Consider the following 22,327-nt stretch of genomic DNA (forward strand, 5'->3'; position numbering starts at 1 on the left):
AACGAGCCGCGCTTTGCCGACCTGCCGCCCGCGCGCATCGTGCCAACGCTGGCCGACGAGGGCGTTTACATCGCCAGCGAGTCGACTTTCCAGCGCGTGCTGCATGCGCAGGGGCAGACGCGCCACCGCGGCCGTGCCAAGGCCCCCCGCAAGAGCCGTCCGCCGACCACGCACATCGCCACCGCCCCGCGACAACTTTGGTGCTGGGACATGACGTTCCTGCCCACGGAAGTCGCCGGCCGCTGGTTCTTCCTGTACCTGATCCTGGACGTGTACAGCCGCAAGATCGTGGGCTTCGAGGTGCACGAAGACGACCACTCGGACCATGCAGCGCACTGCGCTGGCCGAGGCCATCCACGCGATGCCGCGCGACGAAAGGCCTGTGCTGCATGGCGACAACGGCGCCACGCTCAAGGCCACCACGGTGCTGGCGATGCTGTGGTGGCTGGGGGTGAAGCCTTCGTACTCGCGGCCGCGCGTGAGCGACGACAACGCCTTCATCGAGAGCCTGTTCCGCACGGCAAAGTACCGGCCAGAGTTCCCCGCCGCGGGCTTCGCCGATCTTGGCGCGGCGCGCGAATGGGCGCGCGAGTTCGTGCATTGGTACAACCATGATCACAGGCACAGCGGCATCCGCTATGTCAGCCCGGCGCAGCGCCATGAGGGCCGCGACGTTGCGATCCTCGCGGCCCGGCACGAGGTCTATCAGCAGGCTCGCGAGCGCAACCCGGCGCGGTGGTCAGGCAATACGCGCGACTGGTCGCACATCAAGGCTGTCACCCTCAACCCGGAACGCGACTCGGTCGTCGTCGCGGCATCTCGCCGCGAACCCATTCAGCCGTTGGCTGCGTGACCGAGGCGACAAGTAGCTTGACGCGCACCGGAAGGGCCGCGGTCGTCATTCCCGCCGGCTATGCTGACCTGGTCGTGTTGCGTAAGGGATGGCGGCCCGTCAGGGGCGAGACGCTGGGCCTTAGACAGCGGTTTGCCGCGCAGCGCAACAGCCCGGCCCCGCGGTGCGGGGACACGCCCAGGCTCACAATGACCTGGCATCAACAGAAGCTCACCACTCACCACCGCCACCCGCAACAGGCGCTCTGGCTATGGCTGCCGTTGTCGGCGGCCCGTCGGAATAGACACCGTGGCAGCAATCAGAACCAGACCGCGGGACAAAGGTATGCGTCGGCCAAGTCAAATTGAATTGACGTAGCGGGACAAGGATGCTTGTGTCCACGAACAAATGGACATCATCTCGGGTGGTGGCGGGTTTTCAAGATGTGATCGCCGGGTACTTACGATCATCCTTTTACTCATCGGATCGCGATGTGCGCCTCGAGAGCGCGTGGAGGTAATCGAACTTGTCAACCGGTGGCCAGTGCTGGGAAGAGGCTGTTCTTGGCATGCATCTCATCTCGGCCCAGGACTCGACCTGCTCGCGGATCCTCTGCAATGCTGTCTCGGGACATCCCGCCAGCAGGCGCTCCGTCTCGGTCCGATGCCACGCGGGAATCTCGAATCCATACGCACGCATCACCAGCAGCCGACGAATCGCGATGCGCCAGTGCCGACGCTTGAGCGCGCGCGAGAGCTGCAGGAGCAGGACTTTCCGAGTGTCCGGATGAACGCACTGTTCATGGCTGCGCGGACTCGCATGCCTTGACTCCCATTCGAATGGTGTCGTCAAGTTCAATGCGAACCGCGTTGACGCGTTGGTAAGCGCGGCGGAACGATAGGCGCGATCTCGATCGACGATCTCTGTCGAACGCGAGATAAGCCTGCATTCTGCGCAGGAGACCGGCAGAGTCCAGCCGCGGCGCGGCCGCAGCGGGTCATCCGGCGCTGGCCGCCTGCATGGCGCGCAGGCTCTCGGTCACGTTCAGCTCCGTGGAGCGGATGTGACCCTGGATCAGGCTGCACGCCGCATCGACGTTGCGTTGAAGGACGGCATCCACAATGCGTTGGTGCTCCGTACCCTTCGAGCGCTCGCCCGTGCGAAACCGTGCGGAGAAACGTCGATAGCGTTCGGCTTGGTCGAAGAGTCCTTCGACCATGTTCTTCAGCAATGGCGACGAGCACCCGGCATAGATGCCCAAGTGGAAGACGCGGTGCCGGTCGGACTACTTGTCGTCGAGGACGAGCGGGCCTTCGGTGAGCTTCTTCTCGACGGAGGACAGCCCGTGAAACGAGGCGACGACGTCGCCCTCCCAGTCTTCGGAACCGTTCTGCAGAGCGTCGCGCAGGGTCTCGGTTTCGATCAGCAGGCGCACGCGCGTTAGGTCGGCGATCCCCTGGATGGAGATCGGCGCGACGCGGAAACCACGGTTGTCGATGGAACGAACCAGACCCTGATGCACCAGCCGATTGAGTGCTTCCCGTAGCGGGCTGCTGCTCTGGCCGTACTGGCGGCTGAGTTCCTCGACGCGCAGACGGTCCGTCCAGCTTGAAATCGCAGCGGACGATCACTCGGCGCAGCTCCTGATAGGCGCGCTCGCCCAGCGGAAGAGCGTCGACTTCCTTGGTAGGTGCGGTGAGCGTTTCCATATACGCTCACTATGCCATAGAGCATGTATTGCGCACAAGACTATCATTTGTGCACAAAGATATGCGCAGCGGCTTCGCGTGCCGGAGGACATCCGATCAAGACGCCGCCAGGCGTCCCGCGGTTGTCCCGCCGCCGGGCTGGGCCGCCTCCGTCACCGGCCGCGAAGTCGAAGAGGCCGCCGCGACCACGCTGCCAACTTTGGGCTTCAACAGGAAGCAGGCCAGGGCCGGGATCAGGATCAGGATCAGCATGAACGCTGATATAGCCTCTTCCTGTCAATCGGCAAAGGCATTTCCCCTGCGACACAGATGGGATTGAGGGACCTGTTGCCGGACGGGGAACGCGACGGAGCCGTTGGATGCCACCCGTGGGGATGCGCGACGGTTGGTCATGCTGATATGCGCAGGTTGGGTACCGCAAGACAAGTGTTCGTCGCAGGCCTGCCTTCGGTCTAGGGGCTGAGGTCGCCGGGCCGCATTGCTGCGGTGGCGCTCAATAACGTTGCCGAGGATTGCCCTGATGGCCGTGGCTGCGCCGCGCTCCCGATCCGGCCGCTGGTTGGGATGGTTCGATGAGACCTCCCGTCTTGAGTTTCAAAGTCAAAAGCAGAGGGTGTTCAATGCGCGGGGCCGACCGGGGCTGCAACCGCACTCGCAGGCAAGCCCCGCCAACCCGAGGCTTGTACCTCGCAGCCAATGGCCCAGACGAAGCCTGCCAGTTCGCGTGCCACGGCGACCACGGCCTTGTTCTTCATCACCCGCCGTGCGGTAAGCCGCTTGAACTTGCTGGTCAGCCGCAGCTGGGCCTTCCAGGCGATGTCGGTCACCGTGGTGGGCAGCCCGTCCTGGCGCTTGGCGATGACCGGGCTGACCCTGGCCTCGTGCTGGTAGTGCCAGGCCACCTCGACCAACATCCGCCGGGCCGCGCTGTTGCCGGCCTTGGTGATGCTGCCCTGGCGGCGCTTGGGCCTGAGCTGTGCTCGCCCGGCACCAGGCCAACATAGGCCATCAACTGCCGCGGCGAGGCAAAGCGGTGGAAGTCCTGCAACTCGGCGGGCGCGCGAACGACGGCGGGAAGGGGCTTGCATGTCTGTCTCCTCGAATAGTTATGGGCGAGCTCGACCAACGCAGGCTTCGACGAAGCCTCACGAAAGGAGCGTTCTGGCGTGACGCGACCCACTGCTCTGACGGCAGCGTGATCGCTCTCGGGGTACTGCGGGCTAGGCCGCCTTGCGGCGCCGCAAGTTCAGTTCGGCCACGGGAGCCGACGCCGGCAGCCGGTTTACCGGATCGGTGGCGGCGACGGCCTGCATCGCAGCGAGGCGTCTCACCAGCAGCAAGGTGCAGGTGGCCGCGATCGCCACGCCCGGGATTGCCGAGGCGATCACCATGCTGGCCGATTGCCCGCCCGCAAGCAGCATGCCGCCGAGCGCCGGTCCGGCCACCGAACCGATGCGCCCGATGGCAATCGCGGTGCCGACGCCGGTGCCCCGGACATCGACCGGATACGGGCCCGGTGCCAACGCGTAGATCAGCGACTGCGCGCCCAGGACGCAGGTGCCGGCCAGGAAGCCGATGACGGCCAGGGCGGCGAATCCATCGACCGAGGCGAGCGCGGACAGCGAGGCCAGGATGCCGGCGAACACCAGCACGGATGACCCGCTGCGGACGCCAGCGACCCATCAACACCCCCAGCACCGCGCAGCCGATGGCGCCGCCGACGTTGAACAGGATCATGACCGCGCCGGTCATCGGCTTGGTCAGGCCCTTGCCGATCAGCAGCGACGGCAACCAGTTCAGCAGGAAGTAGACGACGAGCAGCGTGAACAGGAAGCTGGCCCACAACAGCCAGGTCGAGGCCGCGCGGCCGGGCGCGAAGAGTGCGGACCCCAGCGTCGGCTTGGCGGGTGAACCCAGGCCCGTTCCCGCGGCGGGATGCAAACGTGCGAGCAGTTGGCGCGACTCGGGCAGGAATGCCATGAGCACCGGTGCCAACAGCAGCGGCGCGATGCCGCCGACGTAGAACACCAACCGCCAATCGCCAGTCGCGTTCAACAAGCCGATCGCGGCCGCCGTGGCGCCGCCCAGCGGCATGCCGCAGTACACCGTCGTGACCGCGGTGTTCTTCAGGCGAGCAGTTCGGTGTACCCCGGGGCGTGGGCGGTCAGCAGCGACGCGAGCGCAAAGGCGACCATCTAGCCAAGCAGGATGCGCTTGCGCCCCACGTGATCGGACAGCCACCCGCAGATCGCGGCACCGGGCAGCAGCCCGATGATGCTTGCGCTGAAGACGAATCCCATTGGGGCCACCGACAGGCCGAACTGCGCGCGCAGGCCAGGCCGCAGAGAAACCAGGTCAGACGGGCGTGGCCGTCGAGAGGTTCACGCGAAGCGGCGCGAGCAGAGCTTGTCATGATGATGTCCTCCGCTCACGGGTTCACGACGAAGTTGCCGAAGCCACCGTTGCGGTTCTCGATGCCCGAGATCGCTTCGTTGACCTTGGCCAGCGGGAACTTGACCTGCTCGAACACGGAGAGGTCCAGCAGGCCCGCGGCGGCCATGTCGGCCATATCCTGGCCCTCTCCCGCGGAGAACCACAGGGAGCCGGCCAGCGAATGCTGGCAGTCCATCATCGTGTGGATGTCGACCGGTAGCGACCCGGCCGCGGCGCCGATGTCGATCGTCTGGCCGCCACGGCGCAGCGAACGCATGCCCTGCAGGAACGACTCGTGCGGCGCGCCCGGGCCGCTGGCGTCGATGAAGATGTCGATGCCTTGACCCTGCGTCACCTCGAGCGCCCATTCATCGATAGAGCGGCCATCTTCCAGCGAGAGCACTTCGATGCGCGACGGCGCGAGCGCCTTCACACGTTCGAGCAGCCCCTTGTTGCGGGCGGTGCCGAGGATGCGCGTCGCGCCCATCGCGAGGCCGAACAGCGCGCCGCCCAGGCCCAGCGTACCGCTGATGCCGTTGACCAGCAGGTTCTTGCCCGGCGCGACACCGGCCTTGCGCATGGCCGAGTACGCGGTGCCCAGGTAGCCGAAGCGCGAGGCCTGGTCGTAGGTGACCGAATCGGGCAGCGAGACCAGCGAATACTGCGGCGCCGTCATGTACTCGCCCAGGCCGCCGTACGGATAGGCCTGGAAGATGGGGAGCGACTTCTCGGAGAAGCCGAAATAGCCGTTGAACGTGTAGTGCGTGCAGTTGATGTGGTCGCCGTAGCGGCAGGCGCGGCAGCCGCCGCAGTAGCGACCCGGGTTCACGTAGACGCGGTCGCCGGCCTTCCAGGCGTGCACCTGCGAGCCGACGGCAGCGATCTCGCCTGCCGGGTCGAGGCCGAAGATCGCGGGCAATGGCGGCAAGGGACGCTCGGGAAACCACGTCGGCCAGTTGGAGAGGATGTTGGCCAGGTTGGGGACGATCCCGCAGGACCGAACACGAACCAGCACGTCCTGAGGGCCCGGCGTCGGAACGGGAATGTCTTCCAGTTCCATCGGGCAGCCCACCATGTGCATGCGCGCTACTTTCATCGTCTTCATCAGCTGTCTCCTGAGGCGCCGTGTGATTCGGTCTATATGCACACTTTTATTTTATGTGCATAAAGATTATTTCTTTGCGTGAATAGGCGCTTCGCGACGGTCTTCCCCCATCGGGGCTAACCCGCAAGACAACGCCAGTAGAAGCGTCGCTCGGGCAGCGCTCCGCCAGCAGCCGCCCGGCCCGATAGGATCGGTGGCTTGTGAGCCTTCAGGCCGCGGTGTAGGCGGTCTTGACGGTGGTGAAGAACTCGGCGGCGTAGCGCCCTTGCTCGCGCGAGCCGTAGCTCGAGCCCTTGCGACCGCCGAATGGCACGTGATAGTCCACGCCGGCCGTCGGCACGTTGACCATCACCATCCCAACCTCCGCCTCGCGCTTGAATCGGGTCGCGTGGCGAAGTGACGTCGTGCAGATCCCGGCCGACAGGCCGAACTCGGTGTCGTTGGCGACGCGAATGGCGCCGTCCACGTCGTCGACCGCGATGACGCACGCGACCGGCCCGAAGATCTCCTCGCGGGCGATGCGCATCTCCGGCGATGCGTCGACGAACAGCGCCGGCTCGAGGTAGAAGCCCGGCGCGTCCCGCTTCGGTTGCGCGCCGCCCACCACGAGCCGGGCGCCTTCGCTGCCACCGACGTCGATGTACTGCAGATCCTGCGCGAGCTGGTCGGCGTCGACGACGGGGCCGATGTCGGTGCCGGCCGCGCGCGCGTCACCCACCTTCAGGGCGCGCAGCCGCTCCGTGACGCCGTCGACGAACGCCGGCAGGATGCCCTTCTGCACGATCAGGCGGCTCGACGCCGTGCAGCGTTGGCCCGTCGAAAAAAAGGCGCCCTGGACGGCGCACTCGACCGCGGTCTTGAGGTCGGCGTCGTCGAGCACTACAAGCGGGTTCTTGCCGCCCATCTCGAGCTGCACCTTGGCAAACCGGGCTGAGGTCCCCGCGAGCACGCGTCGACCGGTGTCCACGGAGCCGGTGAACGTCAGCGCGTTGACGTGGCGATGGTCGATCAGCGTCTGCCCGACACGGCTTCCCGGCCCCATGACGAGGTTGAAGACGCCGGGCGGCAGCCCCGCGCGCGAGATGATCTCGGACAGCGCCCACGCCGAGCCGGGCACGAGGTCGGCAGGCTTGAACACCACGCAGTTCCCATAGGCCAATGCGGGCGCGATCTTCCAGGCCGGAATTGCGATGGGGAAATTCCAAGGCGTGATGATGCCGACCACGCCGACCGGCTCTCGCGTGATGTCGACCTCGACGCCGGGCCGCACGGACGGCAGGTGCTCACCGCCACCACGCACGACCTCGCCGGCGAAGAACCGGAAGATCTGGCCGGCGCGCGCCACTTCGCCGATAGCCTCGGGCAAGGTCTTGCCTTCCTCGCGCGCCAGCAGGTCGCCGAGCTCGGCCTTCCTGGCGAGCAGCTCGCTGCCGATCCGGTCGAGCGCGTCGGCGCGGGCCTGCACCGACCCGCGCGCCCAGGCGGGAAATGCCGCATGCGCTGCGGCGATGGCGGCTTCCGTCTGGGCGACATCGGCATGCGCGTACTCGCCGACCAGGTCGCGCGTGTCGGAGGGGTTGATGTTGCGGCGCACGGCGGCGCCCTCGAGCCACTCGCCCGCGATGAAGTTGCGATTCATGTCCACGTCTCCAGGATGTCCGGCGGCGCCGGCGCGAGTCAGGGTGTTGGGGCGAGCCGCTCGCGCAGCCGGGCCAGCAGGCGCAGTGCGCCTTGAACGTCCCCGGCGGTGCCGAAGACGTAGTGATCGGGACGAACGACTGCGATCATTGCGCCGAGCTGCGCCAGCCAGGGGCCGATCACCGGGCCCTCCTCGCGCACCGCGACGACCTCGCCGGGCGGGTCGGCGTCGTCGTCCTCGAGGACGATGAGTCGACCGCCGGCGGGCAGCGCCGCCATGAGCGCGGCGGCGTCTTCTGGCGCGAGCGGGCCCGCACACGCGACGCGTACGCAGGGTCCCGTGACCTCGTCGAGCAGAACAGGTTCGGCGCCGCGCGCACGGATCAACGGCTGCGGAAACAGCGTGCCGGCACCGGACGTGTCCTCCGCCACGAGGTCGCCGGTCAGGTCGGGAATCATGTTCTGCCGGATGGTGGTCCTGATCGATCCGCCGTGCTCCTCGAGCAGGCGCGCGTCACGCTCGCGTGCGCGCTGGGGATCGCGCTCGCAGATGACGCGACCGAGTGCGATCGACGCCGCCGTCGTCGCGCGAACGTGCGGGCGGCGCTCCTTCCCGTAGGTGTCGAGCAGCGCATCCGACGACTCGCCCTTGATCACGCGGCGCAGCTTCCACGCCAGGTTCTGGGCGTCGCGGATGCCCTGCACCATGCCCTGCGCCATGAACGGTGGCGTCATGTGGGCGCTGTCGCCCGCGAGCAGGACGCGCCCGCTGCGCCAGCGCTCGGCCACGAGCCCGTGGAAGCGATAGGCGGCGGCGCGCCACAGCTTGACCTCGCCGGGCTTCACCCAACGCGCCAGCAGCGGCCAGAGTTCCTCGTCCGGAAAGTTGGCCGACAGGCTGTCGCCGGGCAACAGCATCACCTCCCAGCGCCGGTGATTGCCTGGCCCGACGACGAACGTGCAAGGGCGCTCCGGCTCGCAATACTGGACCTGGGTCTGCGGCAGGTCGGCCAGCTTCGCGTCCGGGACGATCGCGTCGACCACCAGCCACGGTTCGTCGAACCCCAGATCCTCGAGCTTGATGCCCAGCTTCTTGCGGATCGGGCTGGCGCCGCCGTCGCAGGCCACGAGGTACTTCGCCGTGAAGCGCGTCACGTCGCCGCCGGCCAGGCGGACGTCGGCCCAGACGTGCCCGTCGCCCTCCCCGCTGTCCTGGATCTCGGCCGAATAGTGCACCTGCGCGAGCTCGAGCTCGGTCAGCCGCTGACGGATCTCGCGCTCGAACGCGGGCTGGTCGAACACGTGGTTCGGCGCCCAACCCAGGCGGTGCGGGGCCGGCGCGGAATCGAGCCGCTTGATCAGCGGGCCCTCCACGCCCAGGTACTCGCTCGGTCGGTACGGTGCGGAGTGGCGGCACACGCGATCCGCGATCCGGAGTTCCTGCATCACCCGCATGACCTCGTGATCGAAGCCGATCGCGCGCGGCAACGGGAACAGGTCGGGCAGCTTGTCGAACGCGGCCACGCGCAGGCCGCGCTGAGCCAGCAGGCCGGCCAGCACGGCGCCGGTGGGCCCGAGTCCCGCGACGATCACATCCGCATCGAACATATGTCTCTCATTGATCTTTCGCGAACCGTCAGCCTGGCAATCGCGTCGACTGGAACACCGCGAATCGCCACCCGTCGCGCCGGACCCAGATCTCGGTCGCCAGGGACTGGACGTCGATCCGCTGCGATTCACCGTGCCGCTGGATGGTCTGCGACAACTGGCCGCGGACCACCACCGTGTCCATATCCTCGAAGGTGCAGGCCACCGCGAGCGACACGCGGCGAAATTGCTGTCGGTCTCGGACGAATGCCAGGTACCCTTCGCGATCGTGCGTGATGCCGGTCGCGTGCGTGTAGCGGAGTTCCTCGGCCAGCAGCGTGCGCAGGAGCGATCCGTCCCGCGTCTCGAGCGCCTCGGCTCGCTTGCGCGAGGCCGCGAGCACGCTGGTCACCGACGGACTCGTCGCGCCCTCAAGAGTCGAAGGCGACATCGAGGATTCCTTGCGACGTGAAGTGGGGAGGTCAGGCCGACTCGGCCGAGAACTGCCGTTGCCATTCCTCGCGCGGCAGGAACGTCGGATCTGCGCGGCAGATGCGCTCGGTCTCGGTCCAGATCTCGGCGTCGGCCTTCTCGAGATCCAGCGGATCGCCATGCGGTTGCGCGACGTAGTACGGCGTGTCCAGGTACACCTCGACGGTGTTGCCTTCCGGGTCGGAGAAATAGATCGACAGCGCATTGCCATGGTTCAGGCCGCGCATCTGGCTCGCGCCCAGCCGCAGCGCGTCCTGCTTGACACGGCGCAGGTCGTCGAGGGCCTGCACTATGAACGAGAGCTGCATCACGGTGCTGAAGACCGCCTCCGCCGGACGACCCGACGACAGCACGAGCTGATGGTGCTGCTCGGGTCGCGCGCTGAGGAAGACCAGCTCGTTGCGAAAGGTCTTGCCCATGCCGCGGTCGGTGATCTTCAGGCCGAAGACCGAGGTGTAGAAATCGACCATGCGCGGCAGGTCGTGGACGAACACGCCGACATGGGAGAGGTTCGGAAGTGCGGAGGCAGTCATGAGTTCTCGCTCGTACGGAGTGTGAGCGCTCAAGCGGCGCGTTCGGCGCCCACCAGCACGAACAGCATGACCGCCGGCGCGTGGCTCTTGTTGCGCCACGCGTGCCGGTTTCCATGCTGCACCACGACGTCGCTGCGCTTCAGGAGAACTTCTTGACCGTCGTCGAGCTCGAGCGTGATCTCGCCGTCGAGGACGACGTCGTAGTCGATCGAGTCCGTGGTGTGCATCCCGGGACTGTCCATCTCGAACGTCTCGGCCAGGCCCGGCATCGCGCCGCCGAATTCGGCGCCGAAGGCGGCGGGATCGAAGTCCGCGCGCATCATCACCGCGTCCGGCGGGAAGGTGACGATCATGAGGCGGGTGCCGCCGGCACCGGGCGTCCACGTGGCCGTGGGGGTCACGTCGTCGACGCCGGACCGGCCCACCTTCGCACCGCCGTTCGTCGACCACAGCAGCGTTGGCGAAAATCCCGGAACGCTCTTGAAGTCGGTCGTGCGCGGAGCCGCGCCGTCGGCCAGCACGCGGGACTTTCCGTCGGGCCCGTTGCCCGTGATGACACGTCGAATCTGCATGGCTTGTCTCCGTCTGATTGATTTATGGATGCTCGATCGAGCGAGGTCAACGCAGGCCGTCGAGCCCCTTGACGTCCGCCGCCGCCAGGCCGCCGATGCGGGCGTGGATGCGACCGCCCGTGGCCATCGCGAGGCCGAACGCGATCTCATCGCGGCGCGGCCCGTCCCACACCGTCATCTCCGCGGTACCGAAATGGCTTCGGACATACGCCGCCTGGGTATGTCCCAGCGGGATCATCAGGCGCGTACCCATGTGGCCGATGGTCTTGGCCGCCGGCACGATCGCTTTGGGCTGGCCCAGCACCTCACGCATGGCCCAGCCGCCGGCCTCGTGCCAGAGGGCGCCGTGTTCGAGTTCGCCATCCTCGCCGACGATCGCGCCCTTGCCGTAGGCCTGCACGCGATCCGCGCCGCCCAGGGCCTCGACCAGCCGCGTCGACAACTGCGTGCCGAGTGCGCGCAGTTCGGCCATGAAGCCCATCAGGTCGGCCTCGTGCCGTCCCGCGTAAGGGTTGCGGATGATTGCGAGCGCGGTTGCCACGACCAGCGGCTGGGCCGCGCGCGGGCCGCGTTCATGGAATATCTCCTCGACCGCGAGGTGCGTCTTTCGAATATCTACGAGCGACATGGATTTTCTCTCGAATCGGGGTTCAAGCTTGATCGACGATCGGGTTGCGGAGCGTGCCGACGGCTTCGATTTCGACTTCGACGACGTCGCCGCCCTTCATGTACATCGGCGGCTTGCGGCCGAAGCCGACGCCGGCCGGCGTGCCCGTGACGATCACGTCGCCGGTCGCGAGCGTGAAGATGGTGGACGCGTAGGCGATCAGCTTCGGAATCGAGAAGATCATCAGGCTGGTGTCGCCCGACTGCATGACCTCGCCGTTCAGGCGCGTCTCAAGCTTGAGCTTGCGGCCGGGCTCGATCTCGTCGGCGGTGACCATCCAGGGGCCGAATCCGCCCGTCGATTCGAAGTTCTTGCCCGAAGCGATCTGCTTCGCGTGGAACTGCCATTCGCGCACGCTGGCGTCGTTGTAGCAGGCGTAGCCGGCCACGTGCTTGTAGGCGTCCGCCTCCGCGATGTTGCGGCCGCCTTCGCCGATGATGACGGCGAGCTCGCCTTCCCAATCCAACGTCTCGGACACGCGCGGACGCACGATGGGCGCACCGTGAGCGGTCTGCGAACGCCACACGCGCAGGAAGACCGGTGGGAAGTCCGACAGCTCGCGCTGCAGGCCGGCGGCCAGCGCCTCCTGGTGGTGATCCATGTAGTTGCGCACGGCGCAGACGATCTTCTCCGGCCGCGGGATCACCGGCAGGAACTCGATCTCCGAGAGAGCCACCTCGGCGGCCTTGCCCGCGACGAGCGCGTCCCGATCGATGTAGCCGGGGCTGCCGATGAACTCGGCGAGCGTGGCACAGCCGGTCGGGCCGGCGAGTTCCACGACGCCGTCACCGACCACGGCGCCCCAAGTTTCACGGCCATCGCGCTTGTAAGAGAGCAGTTTCATATCGACTTCCTCGAATGTTCGTTGTCAGTCGAAATTTGCGCATAAAACATTCGACCATGCACAATGCTACCGCCGACGCCGGCGCGTGTCCAGCGAGCATGGAGGGCGAAGGGCAGTGGTTTACCCGAGTGACCTGCTCCCCACAGGCCGTACCAATCTGAAGTAGCAAGGGGTCCGCCATTCAGGAGAATCGCGGACAAGAGGAAGATCAAGTTCACAAAGGAACAGATCATCGGGTTCCTCAAGCAGGCCGAGGCCGGCATGGCGGTGGCGGAGATCTGCCGCAAGGGCGGCTTCTCGGACGCCACGTTCTACAAGTGGCGCGCCAAGTTCGGCGGCATGGATGTATCCGAGGCGCGGCGGCTGCGCGAGTTGGAGGCGGAGAACGGCAAGCTCAAGCACCTGCTGGCCGAGGCCCATCTGGACCTGCATGCGCTCAAGAGCGTGCTCGGGGCAAAAAAGGTAGCCCCACAGGCCAGGCGCGAGATGGTCACGCGGCTGATGCATGAGCATCAGTTGTCCGAGCGTCGCGCGTGCTGGCTTGTGGGGCTAAGCCGAGACAGCTTCCGACACCCGCCAGTGCCCAGCGCGCAGACGCTGAAGGACAAGATCGTCGAGATCGCGCACGTGCGTCGGCGCTTTGGCTACCGGCGCGTGCATGACCTGTTGCGCCTGGACTTCCGGGCGTCAACCACAAGCGGGTGTACCGGCTCTACAGCGCGGCCAACCTGGCCGTGCGCAGGCGCACGATGGAGCGCACGCCGCTGAACATCGCCCAGCGCATCAACGAGGTGTGGAGCATGGACTTCGTCAGCGACAGCCTGGCCGGTGGACGGCGCATCAAGTGCCTGACGGTGGCCGATGACTTCAGCCACGAATGCGTGGAGATCGCCGTGGACTACGGCATCAGCGGTTTGTACGTGACCCGGCTGCTGGATCAGGCGGCGCGCTTTCGGGGCTACCCAGCGATGGTCAGAACCGACAACGGGCCGGAGTTCACGAGCCGGGCCTTCATCGCGTGGACGCAGGAGCATCACATCCGGCACATCCTCATCGGTAAGCGATCAATAAACCCCGTCCTTGAACTCCCGGCTGAGAGCTGACAGCCTACGTTCCCACGTAGACGAACGTGGGAACGTGATGACAGACGAATTGCAAGAGCTCAGGCGCAGGCTGGTGGTAGGCCGCAAGAACGACGGGCGCAGCGTGTACGACACGCAGGCGAAGGCGGAACTGGTGGCGCTGTGTTTGCAGCCAGGCGCGTCGGTGTCGCGCCTGGCGCGCGAGTGCGGCGTCAATGCCAATCAGGTCAGCCGCTGGCTGCGCGAGCACGGCCATGTGCGTCGCCCGCGTGTGTCCGTTGCACCCGTCGCACCCGTTGCACAGGTGACATCGCCGCCGTCGGCATTCATGGCAGTGCCGGTGATGCAGGCCCCGGCGGCGCCGGCCGATGGCAGTGCTGCGATGCACCTGCAGGCCCGTCTGCCCAACGGCGTGGCGTTCGATCTGCGGGGTGTCGACGCACGACATGCCGGCCATCTGATTGAAGCACTCGGGAGGCTGAGGTGTTCCGGCTCGACGAAGGGCTGAAGGTCTACCTGCACCGCGCGCCAGTGGACTTCCGGCTCAACATCAACGGCCTGGCTGCCCTGGTGCAGCAAGCACTCGGGCTGGACCCGTTCGCCGCGTGTGTCTACGTGTTCAGCAACCGCCAGCGCAACCGGGTCAAGGTGCTGGGCTGGGAGCGCAACGGCTTCTGGCTGCTGCTCAAACGGCTGGAGCAGGACCGGTTCATCTGGCCCAGCGAGCAGGACGTGCCCACGCTGACGGTGGAGCAGTTGCACTGGCTGCTCGAAGGCATTGACATCGGCGTGGTGCAGCGGCACCCGCGGCGCTTGTACGAGCGGGTCGGCTGAGATCATGCCGGTGGTGTCGCGCCATTGCGGCACATCCGAATGGCGTAGCCGACCATGGGCTGGGACACTGCCGGGCAGATGGTCAACATGCCCACCCTCGAACAGTTCAACGCCCTGCAGCAGGCGCTGGCCGATGCGCGCCAGCACAACGAAGCCTTGGCTGGTGAGCTGCGCACGACCACCGGGGAGCTGCGCATCGTGCGCACCGAGCGGGACCTGCTCAAGGAACAGCTCAACAAGTTCAAGCGCCAGCTGTTCGCCGCCAGCAGCGAGGTCACCGGCCAGCACCAGAAGGACATGTTCTTCGACGAGGCCGAGAGCCTGGGGGCGCAGGCCGAGCCGGCTGCCGAAGAGATCCCTGACGCCGACAAGGTCGACGTGCCCGGCCACCAGCGCGCCAAGCGCGGGCGCAAGCCGCTGGACCCGGCGCTGCCGCGCGAGGTGGTGCGCCACGAACTGCCCGAGGGCGAGCGCGTGTGCCCGCACGACGGCGCGGCCTTGCGCGAGATCGGCGTAGAGGCCACCGAGCAACTCGACATCATCCCGCAGGCGAAGTACCTCGACGGGCTGCCGCTGTACCGCCAGGCGGCGCTGCTGGGCCGCTTCGGCGGCACCGACATCTCGCGCAACACCTTGGCCGGCAGCATCGTGCGGGTGGGCCAGGCCGTGCAGCCGGTGGTGAACCTGCTGCGCGACGAACTGCTGGACGCACCACTGGTGTTCGGCGACGAGACCGAACTGCAGGTGCTCAAGGAGCCCGGGCGCAGCGCACAGGCCAAGAGCTACGTCTGGGCGCAGATGACCGACGGCTCGGGCCGCGACGGCACCGGGCCGCCGATCCGGCTGTTCAGCTACTCGCCCAGCCGCTCGGCGGCCAACGCGATGACCTTGTACGCCGGCATCCGTGCCGGTGCGGTGCTGATGACCGACGGCTATGACGTCTACGACAGGGTGGCTCAGGCGCAAGGTCTCGTTCACCTGGCTTGCTGGGCGCACTGCCGGCGCTACTTCCACGACGCTTTGCAGGCATGCCCCAAGAACCAGCGCGGACCAGACCAACTGGCAGCACGCTTCATCGCGCTGATCGGCAAGCTGTATCACGTCGAGGCCCAGGCCAAGCGCGATGGCGCGGACCCGGCCGAGCGCACACGGCGACGCCAGCACGACAGCGCACTGGTGCTCCAGGACATCGAACAACTGCTGCTGGCCAACCTGCACAGCGTGCTGCCCCAGAGCTTGCTGGGCAAGGCGCTGCACTACACGGCCGGGCAGTGGCACAAGCTCAAGCGCTACGTCGAGGACGGGCGCTACAGCATCGACAACAACGTGCAAGAGAACGCCATCCGGCCGTTCTGCGTGGGCCGGCGCAACTGGTTGTTCTCCGACACCGTGGCCGGCGCCCACGCCAGTGCGAACCTGTACTCGTTGCTGCAGACCTGCCGGGTCAACGGCATCGACGGCTACCGCTACCTGCGCTCGCTGTTCAAGGCCCTGCCGATGGCCAGGACGGCCGACGACTACGCGACGCTGCTGCCCTGGCGCATCGACCTGACCACAGACTGAGCGGCGCCTGCCTCGCCATTGCCGCAGGGGCAAGGACGCGGTTCATTGACCGCTTACCCTCATCGAGCCGGGCCGGGCCATACAGAACGGCTACATCGAGAGCTTCAACGGCAAGTTCCGAGACGAGTGTCTCAACGAGCACTGGTTCGAGAACCTGCGGCAAGCACGCTCAGAGATCGCGGCCTGGCGCCGGGACTACAACGAGGTGCGGCCTCACAGCAGCATTGGCCGCGTGCCGCCAGCCCGGTATGCCGAGCAACTGCGCCAAGAAGTCGGCGACGCTGCTCGCCACGCGCCCCCCCCAGATCCATTGACCTTCAACCCCAGGACCCCTGACGAATCACTGGTACGGCTGAAGGGGGCAGGTCACACGCGGCGGTCATGTCGCCGCAGTTGCGCATCAGCTCGTCAGGCTGGACGCGAAGCGAAAGCCTCTCAAAGTCCTGCAAGATCGCTGGGCCCGGGTCGCCAGCCGGGCCCAAGGGAGCCTTCTCACTCCCCGCCACACCGCGTCACGGACGGACGACGAAGTTCGTGAACCCCCCGTCGCGCCCATCGACTTCGACCAGGGCAGTGTTCACCTCTTCCAAGGAATAGACCTTGTGTTCGAAGACGCTGAGATCCAGCGTGCCGGCTTCAACCATCTGCGCCATGTCCTGGCCTTCGCTCGTGGTGAACCACAGCGAACCGACCAGCGATCGCTGCGTGATCATCAAGTAGCCGGCATCCACCGCGAGCGCTTCGGACACGCCACCGACGTTCACCGCGACGCCGCCATGACGAAGCGAGTGGAAGGCATCCATCACGCTGGAGGCTGGAGCCCCCGGGGCCAGAGCCTCCAGCATCGCATCGACACCGTTCCCGCCAGTGGCCTCCATTGCCTGTGCGGCAACGGTGCCGTCCCTGCTCGACACTGGGACGATCCGGTGAGGGTCCAGCTGGCGCAGCTTTTCAAGCCGATGCGGATCCCGGCCCGTGGCAAAGACCTTCGATGCGCCCATGGCGAGCCCAAGCAGCACCGCACCGACACCGAGCGTCCCTGTCCCGCCGTTAACAAGGAGGCGCTGGCCAGGCTTGAAGTTTGCCTTGCGAAGGCCAGCGTAGGCTGTGCCGAGATAGCCAAAACGAGACGCCTGCTCGAAGGACAGGTTGTCGGGAAGCTTGACGACGTTGCCGACCGGACAGGTAGCGTATTCAGAGAAACCGCCGTACGGATAAGCGTCGTACTGGTTCTGCGATTCGGGGCCGAAGCCGAAATACCCCATGAAGGTGAAATTCCGACAGTTGGTCGGGTCGGCCCTGCGACATGCTTCGCACGAACCGCATGAAAGGCCTGGATTGACGTAGACGCGGTCGCCCACCTTAACGTCGGTCTTCACCAACGAGCCGACGCTTGCAACCACCCCGGTGGTGTCCAACCCGAAGATCGCCGGGAGCTTGGGCAGCGGCAGAAACGGCGCCACCTTAGGGTATATCGTCAGCACATTGCGCAAGTTGTGCACCAAGCCCGCCGCCGCCACCTTGACCAGCACGTCGGTGGGACGCGGTTCGGGCACTGGAATGCGATCAATTTGAAAACGGCCGTCCAGCTCGTGCAGCCGCGCTGCTCTCATCAGCTTTTCATTCATCTATGTCTCTCAATTGGTTCAAAGTCAGTGAAGGTGGCACTTGGATCAAGTCAAGGCCGAACGAAGGCTGAGGCGCTGCACGCCGCGCAAGCTGGTCGCCACCAATGCACCATTACGCCCTAGCGCCATCGCGGTAATGGGCAATCCCGTCGGATTTGAAACCGCACGGAAGCTCTTGCCATCATCCTGGCTCATCAACAGCTCGCCCGCCTGAGAAGCGAGGAGCAGCGACCCGTTGTCAAGCGCGAGGCCTGCGCTGATCGATGCAGCGCTTCCTGTGGGCACTTCGCTCCAGGTACCGGCCGCATCCCGGGATACGAAGACACGACCCCTCAGGCCATACAGCACCAGTTCGCCTTTCTGGCCGGAGACTAGACCGAAGTACGAGCCTTTGGAGGGCGCCTGCAGCGCTTCAAAGTGCTGCCCATGGTCATCCGATCGAAGCAGCAGACCTTGCTCGCCCGTGATGTAGATCGAACGACCGACCTCACGCACCGCGTAGAGATGCAGTCCTTTCGGGTTGGGCAAGCGCGGCATCACGCACTCCCAGGAACTCCCACCATCGTTGGTGAGGAATGCGAGGTTGTAGGCGCCGATCACCCACCCCACGTTCTTGTCCTGGAAATACAGGTCCAAGAACGGCTTGTCCGGGCCGTCCTCCAGCAACCGGCTTGCGACAGCGGCCTGGCCTGCGTCGGTTGCGGCTTTGGCCGCAAGTGCTGCGGCCCGGATTCCGTCGAACTGAACAGTCCAGGTTTCTCCGTTGTCACCGGTCCGCAGGACCACCCCGAGATGCCCGACGGCCCAGCCCGTGTGGTTGTCCACGAACTGGACGGCCGTCAGCGAGACACTAACCGGAACACGGGCTTGGCGCCAACTCACGCCCTCGTCGTCCGACAGCAGCACGATGCCCCGTTCGCCTACGGCCACTAGGCGGTTTCCGGACCGTGTCACTGCGAGAAGGGCCGCACTCGCCGCCTTGCGGGTTGCGAGTGCCGGTTGTTGCAGGACATCGAAGCGGGGCAAGGACGCGGCCCGCGCCAGCGACATCCCCGCCCACGCACCAGCCGTGAGCAACTTCAGAAACCGACGACGCATGACAACACCAGAAACACCGAAAAAAACAATCCAGCCACCGGGCATCGCACAAGGGTCGCAATAACGCCCGCCCCCCAGAGGGGCTGATGCAAATCGGTCATCGCGCACCTTCTGTGAGGGAATCCGGGGAGAAAAATTCAGGCGGACGACGGCTGGTGACCTCGTACTGCCGAGGCGACCCGAGCGTGGAAACGCTGAGGTAATACTCGCCCGTCTGGACGTTGTAGCCGCCCCAATTGACCAGATTGCCAAGCAGCGCGGGGATGTCGGGCGCTAGCAGGGTCAGCGAAAAGTACCCGCGCCACAGCGAGCCCTTGGCATCCCAACCATCCGTCAGCAGAACGCACCAGGTGTCCTCGTCGAGATAGTATGTTCGCTTGGGCACGACGTGCCGTTTGCCCTCGCGCAGAGTCGCTTCCACCACCCACACGCGGTGCAGTTCCCACCGCACGAGGCTGGGGTTCAGAAAGTTTGGCTGAACGAGTTCTTCAGGCGACGCAGCCGCTGCCTTATTGTTGTTGTAGGGAACCAGCATCTCCTGTTTACCGACCAACTTTAAGTTGTGTCGACTCAGCGCTCCCGCAGCACCGAATGCCTCGTCGAACAGGCCGATGCCAGAGGTGATGAAGTTCGGCGTGTCATAACCGACCGACGGAGACCGCCGCACGCGCCGCTGGCCCACCAGGTACTGCCACGCAGAGCCCTTTTCGCTTTCGAAAGCCTGCCAGGCGAGCAATGCCTCGCCTGCCTTCGAAGCCGGCTCCAGGGTCAGCACCTTCGTTTTGTAGTACTGTCCGTCGAAGTTACTCGCTGCGCCATCCTTGTAGTAATACGGATTGGCAAACCATTCATCGTACTTCGTCGCCATGATGCGCTTGCCTTGGCCGGTAACAACCCAGGTCGTGTACTGTCCCTGCGCATCTTCACCGGCCCATGCCATTCGGCTATTCCACATGGCCTCGGAGCCATCTTTAGGAATGGGAAACGGAATACCGCCAAAAGCGCCTTCAATGCTGTCGCCCTCCTGAAACGTCTTCGCGCGCGTGGCATTCTTGAAAATATTGTCGTAGACCAACTGCGGCGCAGAGGCGGTGCGGTGCGTCGGATAGACATCCAGGCGATAGTCCGGATGCTTCTTCAGCATCGCCTTCGTGACCTCGCTAAGCTTATCCGCGTACTGATCAATGTTCTTGGAAGTCACCGAGTACAACGGCTTTTCCGACGCAAAAAAATCCGGACGCGGCTGCCCCTGCTTGTAGCCGGCAGGTACCTTGCTGAAGCCGCCGTCCCAGGCAGGGATGGAGCCATCTTTGTTGCCCGACTTTTCCGCGCCCATTGGCGTTAGCGTTGACTTCAACTTGGCAGCCTCGTCGGCTGAGACCGCAGCCCAGACAGACCCAGAGCCAACCACAACCGCAGTTGCCAGCGCCGTTCGCGCAATCAATGAAAGGGAATTCTTCATACAAACCTCGTTGTCAATCAGAAGGTGCGCTTGATGTTCAGCGACAGAAAGTCGCGATCCTTCAGGCTCTGTCCGTAAGACAGCACTGCGGAGTTCGAATTGGGAGGAGAGAGATAGGTAGACTCTTTGCCCAAGTACTTCACGTAGTTGATCCCGAACGTCCAGACGCTTTCATACTCGCCCGTCAGGCCGATGGAGATATCGCCGCCGTGCTCGACGCCGCCATTGAAACCGAAGACCGCAGAAGATCGGCCCTTGGGGTTGTAGCCTAGGCCGATCGGCAGACTCAAATCGAGCCCTGGCAGGACTTGGTAATAGGACGGCGTGAACAATATTCGCAACGCCAAGGCGTCCCGCGTCGTGTTCGGGTCCAGCGCACCGGAATTGCGCGTGATGCTGAGTGTGCGGTTCCACGCCACCTCGGCCAGGAGGAAGGCCCCTTGCCACAGGGTCCCGGGGCCCATGGAATAAATGCCAGACACCTGGGCATGCGCCGTCTTGCCGACGGGGTAAGCTGGGTTATGGACGTTGTCGGCCCCTGCGTTGTACTGAACTAGCGCCGCGTCGCCGACGAGCGGCGCGTTGTTCCGCACCGAGACCTCGCCCGCGAGGTTCAGTTCACCGAGCACCGTGCTTGCGCTCGCGCCGTAGGTCTGGATCCCTTCCGGATAGACGTTCACGAAGTTGTGGGGCGTGCCCAACCCCGGGATTTGCGGCGTCGTGAAGTCAGTGGTGAGGTAGATCTGCGGCGTCTTATCGTGATAGCGCACAGCGTAAAGACCGAATTCGGTGTCGATGGAGCTGGCGCGGTAGCGCAGTTGAATACCGCCCTGACCACTGTTGCGCGGCTTGATATCCGCGCCGCGCGGCCACGGCCCCAACCGCTCCCCCCCTTCGCCGACGAAATCGAGCGTGCTGAGGTAACTGCCGGCTGGCGGCAGAATGGATTCCTTCCACTCAAACTGGTAATAGGCGCCGATCGACAGGACGGGGGAAATCTGCAGTTGTCCCGACACCTGATTGACCGGCCTCAACACCTCCTTGAACTGACTGCTCGGTACACTCACAAGCTTGACAAGATCAAGCGGGCCCTGTGCATTGGCGATTCCGTTCTGACCGAAGAACAGGCTTTCTCCGAAAACGAGGGAGTGTCGTCCCAGTCGCAAGGTCCCTTTCATGTCAGCGACAGATCCGTTGACGAAACCGAACGCATCGAGTAGCTCCCCTTTGCGGCCCATGCGGTTACGAGTCTCCCGCGTGAATTCGTTATATGGAACGCTGACGTTGTTGCTCGTAGCAGGACTGTTGTTGTCGTTCTTGCTGTTGTAGACGGTGTCGTACCACGCTGCGCCGCTCAGCCGAACGCCAACGTTCTTGTACGAAGCATCCAGCTCGGAAAAGATGTCGAGCCGATTGGAAATCAGTCCCCTTGCGAAGTTGCGGTCGCCGTCGTCGCCGCCCGCGTCTTCCATGATGACGTTGGAGCGCTCCTTCAGACGGGTCGCAGCGCTGTACTTGAAGGTGTTATCCCACCGCAGCTTGACATCCGGACTACCGGTATCAAACGAGAAAGCGTGAACGCCAGAGGCCGCCGCCGCGCATGCGATCACGATTGCCTTCGGAAAGACCGCCACCCGCGCGTCTTCGACTCTGCGGATGTACTCGCCATTCTTCATCTTGTCTCCATTTGCTTGGTACTGAGGGAGTCCTGGATCAGCGGCGTTCCCAAAACACTGCCTCACGGCAGTCACGTCACGCCGCCGATCTCCAGCGACCACCTGTCTCATGCATATTATCTATCTTTATGCATAAAGAGCAGTCGGTAGGAACCCGATACGCCACGGAGGGCCGCTGTCACCCAGTGGTATCAAGCCTTGGGCAAGCTCGTTGACTGCCAGTTGACCACCTGCCACAGCCCGTCTGATTGTTGGGCCCACAGGATGGTGAACCGGTTGTTGAGGGTCCGTTTCTCGCCTGCGATCTCTACCTGCATATCGGCGACACCGCTCACCGCTGCGACGCTTCCAAACAAGCGGACGGACTCATCGCTGCATTCGATGGATCGGTACTTGGTCTTGCCAGAACCGATGGTGTTCAGAATGCCAAGCTTGGAGTCGATGCGCCCATTGCCGTGAATCCATAACAGCTCGTCATTGAAGAGCCCCTCAAGGGAGGACAGGTCGGCCTCGATCATTGCGCGTCGACGGCGTTGATCGAGCGCCAGAATCTCTTGTTTCCCAGTCATATC

General features: G+C 65.1%; 19 protein-coding genes and 6 pseudogenes. 6 read left to right on the plus strand and 19 right to left on the minus strand.

Annotated features, from left to right (window positions below):
* A pseudogene (locus FKP22_RS01505) lies at positions 1–853 on the plus strand (transposase); the annotation flags it as partial.
* 976 nt (positions 854–1,829) lie between these two features.
* On the opposite strand, the pseudogene FKP22_RS01510 reads toward FKP22_RS01505, so the two are convergent.
* The 14 genes and pseudogenes from FKP22_RS01510 to FKP22_RS01570 all read right to left on the minus strand — a co-directional run.
* A pseudogene (locus FKP22_RS01510) lies at positions 1,830–2,096 on the minus strand (FCD domain-containing protein); the annotation flags it as partial.
* Between the two features lie 21 nt (positions 2,097–2,117).
* A complete protein-coding gene (locus FKP22_RS01515; RefSeq protein ID WP_141284503.1) occupies positions 2,118–2,447 on the minus strand; it encodes a GntR family transcriptional regulator in 330 nt (109 codons plus the stop codon).
* Between the two features lie 190 nt (positions 2,448–2,637).
* Positions 2,638–2,793, minus strand: coding sequence for a hypothetical protein (locus tag FKP22_RS31710; protein ID WP_170200691.1), 156 nt, complete (start codon positions 2,791–2,793; stop codon positions 2,638–2,640).
* Positions 2,794–3,158: 365 nt separating this feature from the next.
* Positions 3,159–3,595: pseudogene (locus FKP22_RS01520) on the minus strand (transposase); the annotation flags it as partial.
* Positions 3,596–3,761: 166 nt separating this feature from the next.
* Complete coding sequence (locus FKP22_RS33640) at positions 3,762–4,193, minus strand: hypothetical protein (protein WP_231011238.1); 432 nt, start codon at positions 4,191–4,193, stop codon at positions 3,762–3,764.
* Between the two features lie 52 nt (positions 4,194–4,245).
* Positions 4,246–4,635: pseudogene (locus FKP22_RS34470) on the minus strand (3-(3-hydroxy-phenyl)propionate transporter MhpT); the annotation flags it as partial.
* Between the two features lie 334 nt (positions 4,636–4,969).
* Entirely contained in the window at positions 4,970–6,079 is a 1,110-nt protein-coding gene (locus tag FKP22_RS01535; RefSeq protein WP_141284511.1) for an alcohol dehydrogenase catalytic domain-containing protein, read from the minus strand.
* 208 nt (positions 6,080–6,287) lie between these two features.
* Complete coding sequence (locus FKP22_RS01540; RefSeq protein ID WP_141284513.1) at positions 6,288–7,718, minus strand: aldehyde dehydrogenase family protein; 1,431 nt, start codon at positions 7,716–7,718, stop codon at positions 6,288–6,290.
* A gap of 38 nt (positions 7,719–7,756) precedes the next feature.
* Positions 7,757–9,325 (minus strand): bifunctional 3-(3-hydroxy-phenyl)propionate/3-hydroxycinnamic acid hydroxylase, encoded by a 1,569-nt coding sequence (locus tag FKP22_RS01545; protein WP_141284515.1) that lies wholly within the window; start codon positions 9,323–9,325, stop codon positions 7,757–7,759.
* Between the two features lie 28 nt (positions 9,326–9,353).
* Positions 9,354–9,716 (minus strand): nuclear transport factor 2 family protein, encoded by a 363-nt coding sequence (locus FKP22_RS01550; protein WP_170200693.1) that lies wholly within the window; start codon positions 9,714–9,716, stop codon positions 9,354–9,356.
* 70 nt (positions 9,717–9,786) lie between these two features.
* Positions 9,787–10,329 carry a VOC family protein gene (locus tag FKP22_RS01555; RefSeq protein WP_141284519.1) on the minus strand — a complete coding sequence of 181 codons (543 nt, stop codon included), beginning with the start codon at positions 10,327–10,329 and terminating at the stop codon, positions 9,787–9,789.
* Positions 10,330–10,358: 29 nt separating this feature from the next.
* Positions 10,359–10,901, minus strand: coding sequence for a cupin domain-containing protein (locus FKP22_RS01560; protein ID WP_141284521.1), 543 nt, complete (start codon positions 10,899–10,901; stop codon positions 10,359–10,361).
* Positions 10,902–10,947: 46 nt separating this feature from the next.
* Positions 10,948–11,529 (minus strand): amino acid synthesis family protein, encoded by a 582-nt coding sequence (locus tag FKP22_RS01565; protein WP_141284523.1) that lies wholly within the window; start codon positions 11,527–11,529, stop codon positions 10,948–10,950.
* 22 nt (positions 11,530–11,551) lie between these two features.
* Positions 11,552–12,412 carry a fumarylacetoacetate hydrolase family protein gene (locus FKP22_RS01570; RefSeq protein ID WP_141284525.1) on the minus strand — a complete coding sequence of 287 codons (861 nt, stop codon included), beginning with the start codon at positions 12,410–12,412 and terminating at the stop codon, positions 11,552–11,554.
* A gap of 189 nt (positions 12,413–12,601) precedes the next feature.
* Here FKP22_RS01570 and FKP22_RS01575 point away from each other — a divergent pair.
* From FKP22_RS01575 to FKP22_RS01600, 5 genes and pseudogenes are all read left to right on the plus strand, one after another.
* Positions 12,602–13,467 (plus strand): annotated as a pseudogene (locus FKP22_RS01575) (IS3 family transposase); the annotation flags it as partial.
* A gap of 85 nt (positions 13,468–13,552) precedes the next feature.
* The gene (tnpA, locus tag FKP22_RS01585) at positions 13,553–14,002 is read left to right on the plus strand and encodes an IS66-like element accessory protein TnpA (protein ID WP_141284531.1); all 450 of its coding nucleotides are present in this window, start codon (positions 13,553–13,555) and stop codon (positions 14,000–14,002) included.
* Complete coding sequence (gene tnpB / locus FKP22_RS01590) at positions 13,978–14,328, plus strand: IS66 family insertion sequence element accessory protein TnpB (RefSeq protein WP_141284533.1); 351 nt, start codon at positions 13,978–13,980, stop codon at positions 14,326–14,328. The genes tnpA and tnpB overlap by 25 nt, the downstream gene beginning before the upstream one ends.
* Before the next feature lie 78 nt (positions 14,329–14,406).
* A complete protein-coding gene (tnpC, locus tag FKP22_RS01595) occupies positions 14,407–15,891 on the plus strand; it encodes an IS66 family transposase (RefSeq protein WP_141284554.1) in 1,485 nt (494 codons plus the stop codon).
* Between the two features lie 52 nt (positions 15,892–15,943).
* A pseudogene (locus FKP22_RS01600) lies at positions 15,944–16,162 on the plus strand (integrase core domain-containing protein); the annotation flags it as partial.
* Between the two features lie 241 nt (positions 16,163–16,403).
* On the opposite strand, the gene FKP22_RS01605 reads toward FKP22_RS01600, so the two are convergent.
* The 5 genes from FKP22_RS01605 to FKP22_RS01625 all read right to left on the minus strand — a co-directional run bounded on the left by FKP22_RS01605 (position 16,404) and on the right by FKP22_RS01625 (position 22,324).
* A complete protein-coding gene (locus tag FKP22_RS01605; RefSeq protein WP_211361269.1) occupies positions 16,404–17,519 on the minus strand; it encodes an alcohol dehydrogenase catalytic domain-containing protein in 1,116 nt (371 codons plus the stop codon).
* A 45-nt stretch (positions 17,520–17,564) separates the two neighbouring features.
* A complete protein-coding gene (locus tag FKP22_RS01610) occupies positions 17,565–18,662 on the minus strand; it encodes a WD40/YVTN/BNR-like repeat-containing protein (RefSeq protein ID WP_211361270.1) in 1,098 nt (365 codons plus the stop codon).
* A 52-nt stretch (positions 18,663–18,714) separates the two neighbouring features.
* Positions 18,715–20,079 carry a DUF1329 domain-containing protein gene (locus FKP22_RS01615; RefSeq protein WP_141284535.1) on the minus strand — a complete coding sequence of 455 codons (1,365 nt, stop codon included), beginning with the start codon at positions 20,077–20,079 and terminating at the stop codon, positions 18,715–18,717.
* A gap of 17 nt (positions 20,080–20,096) precedes the next feature.
* Positions 20,097–21,755 (minus strand): DUF1302 domain-containing protein, encoded by a 1,659-nt coding sequence (locus FKP22_RS01620; protein ID WP_141284537.1) that lies wholly within the window; start codon positions 21,753–21,755, stop codon positions 20,097–20,099.
* Between the two features lie 191 nt (positions 21,756–21,946).
* Complete coding sequence (locus FKP22_RS01625; protein ID WP_141284539.1) at positions 21,947–22,324, minus strand: nuclear transport factor 2 family protein; 378 nt, start codon at positions 22,322–22,324, stop codon at positions 21,947–21,949.
* Positions 22,325–22,327 lie beyond the last annotated feature (3 nt).

Source organism: Ideonella azotifigens, assembly GCF_006519715.1.
Lineage (GTDB): Bacteria > Pseudomonadota > Gammaproteobacteria > Burkholderiales > Burkholderiaceae_C > Ideonella > Ideonella azotifigens.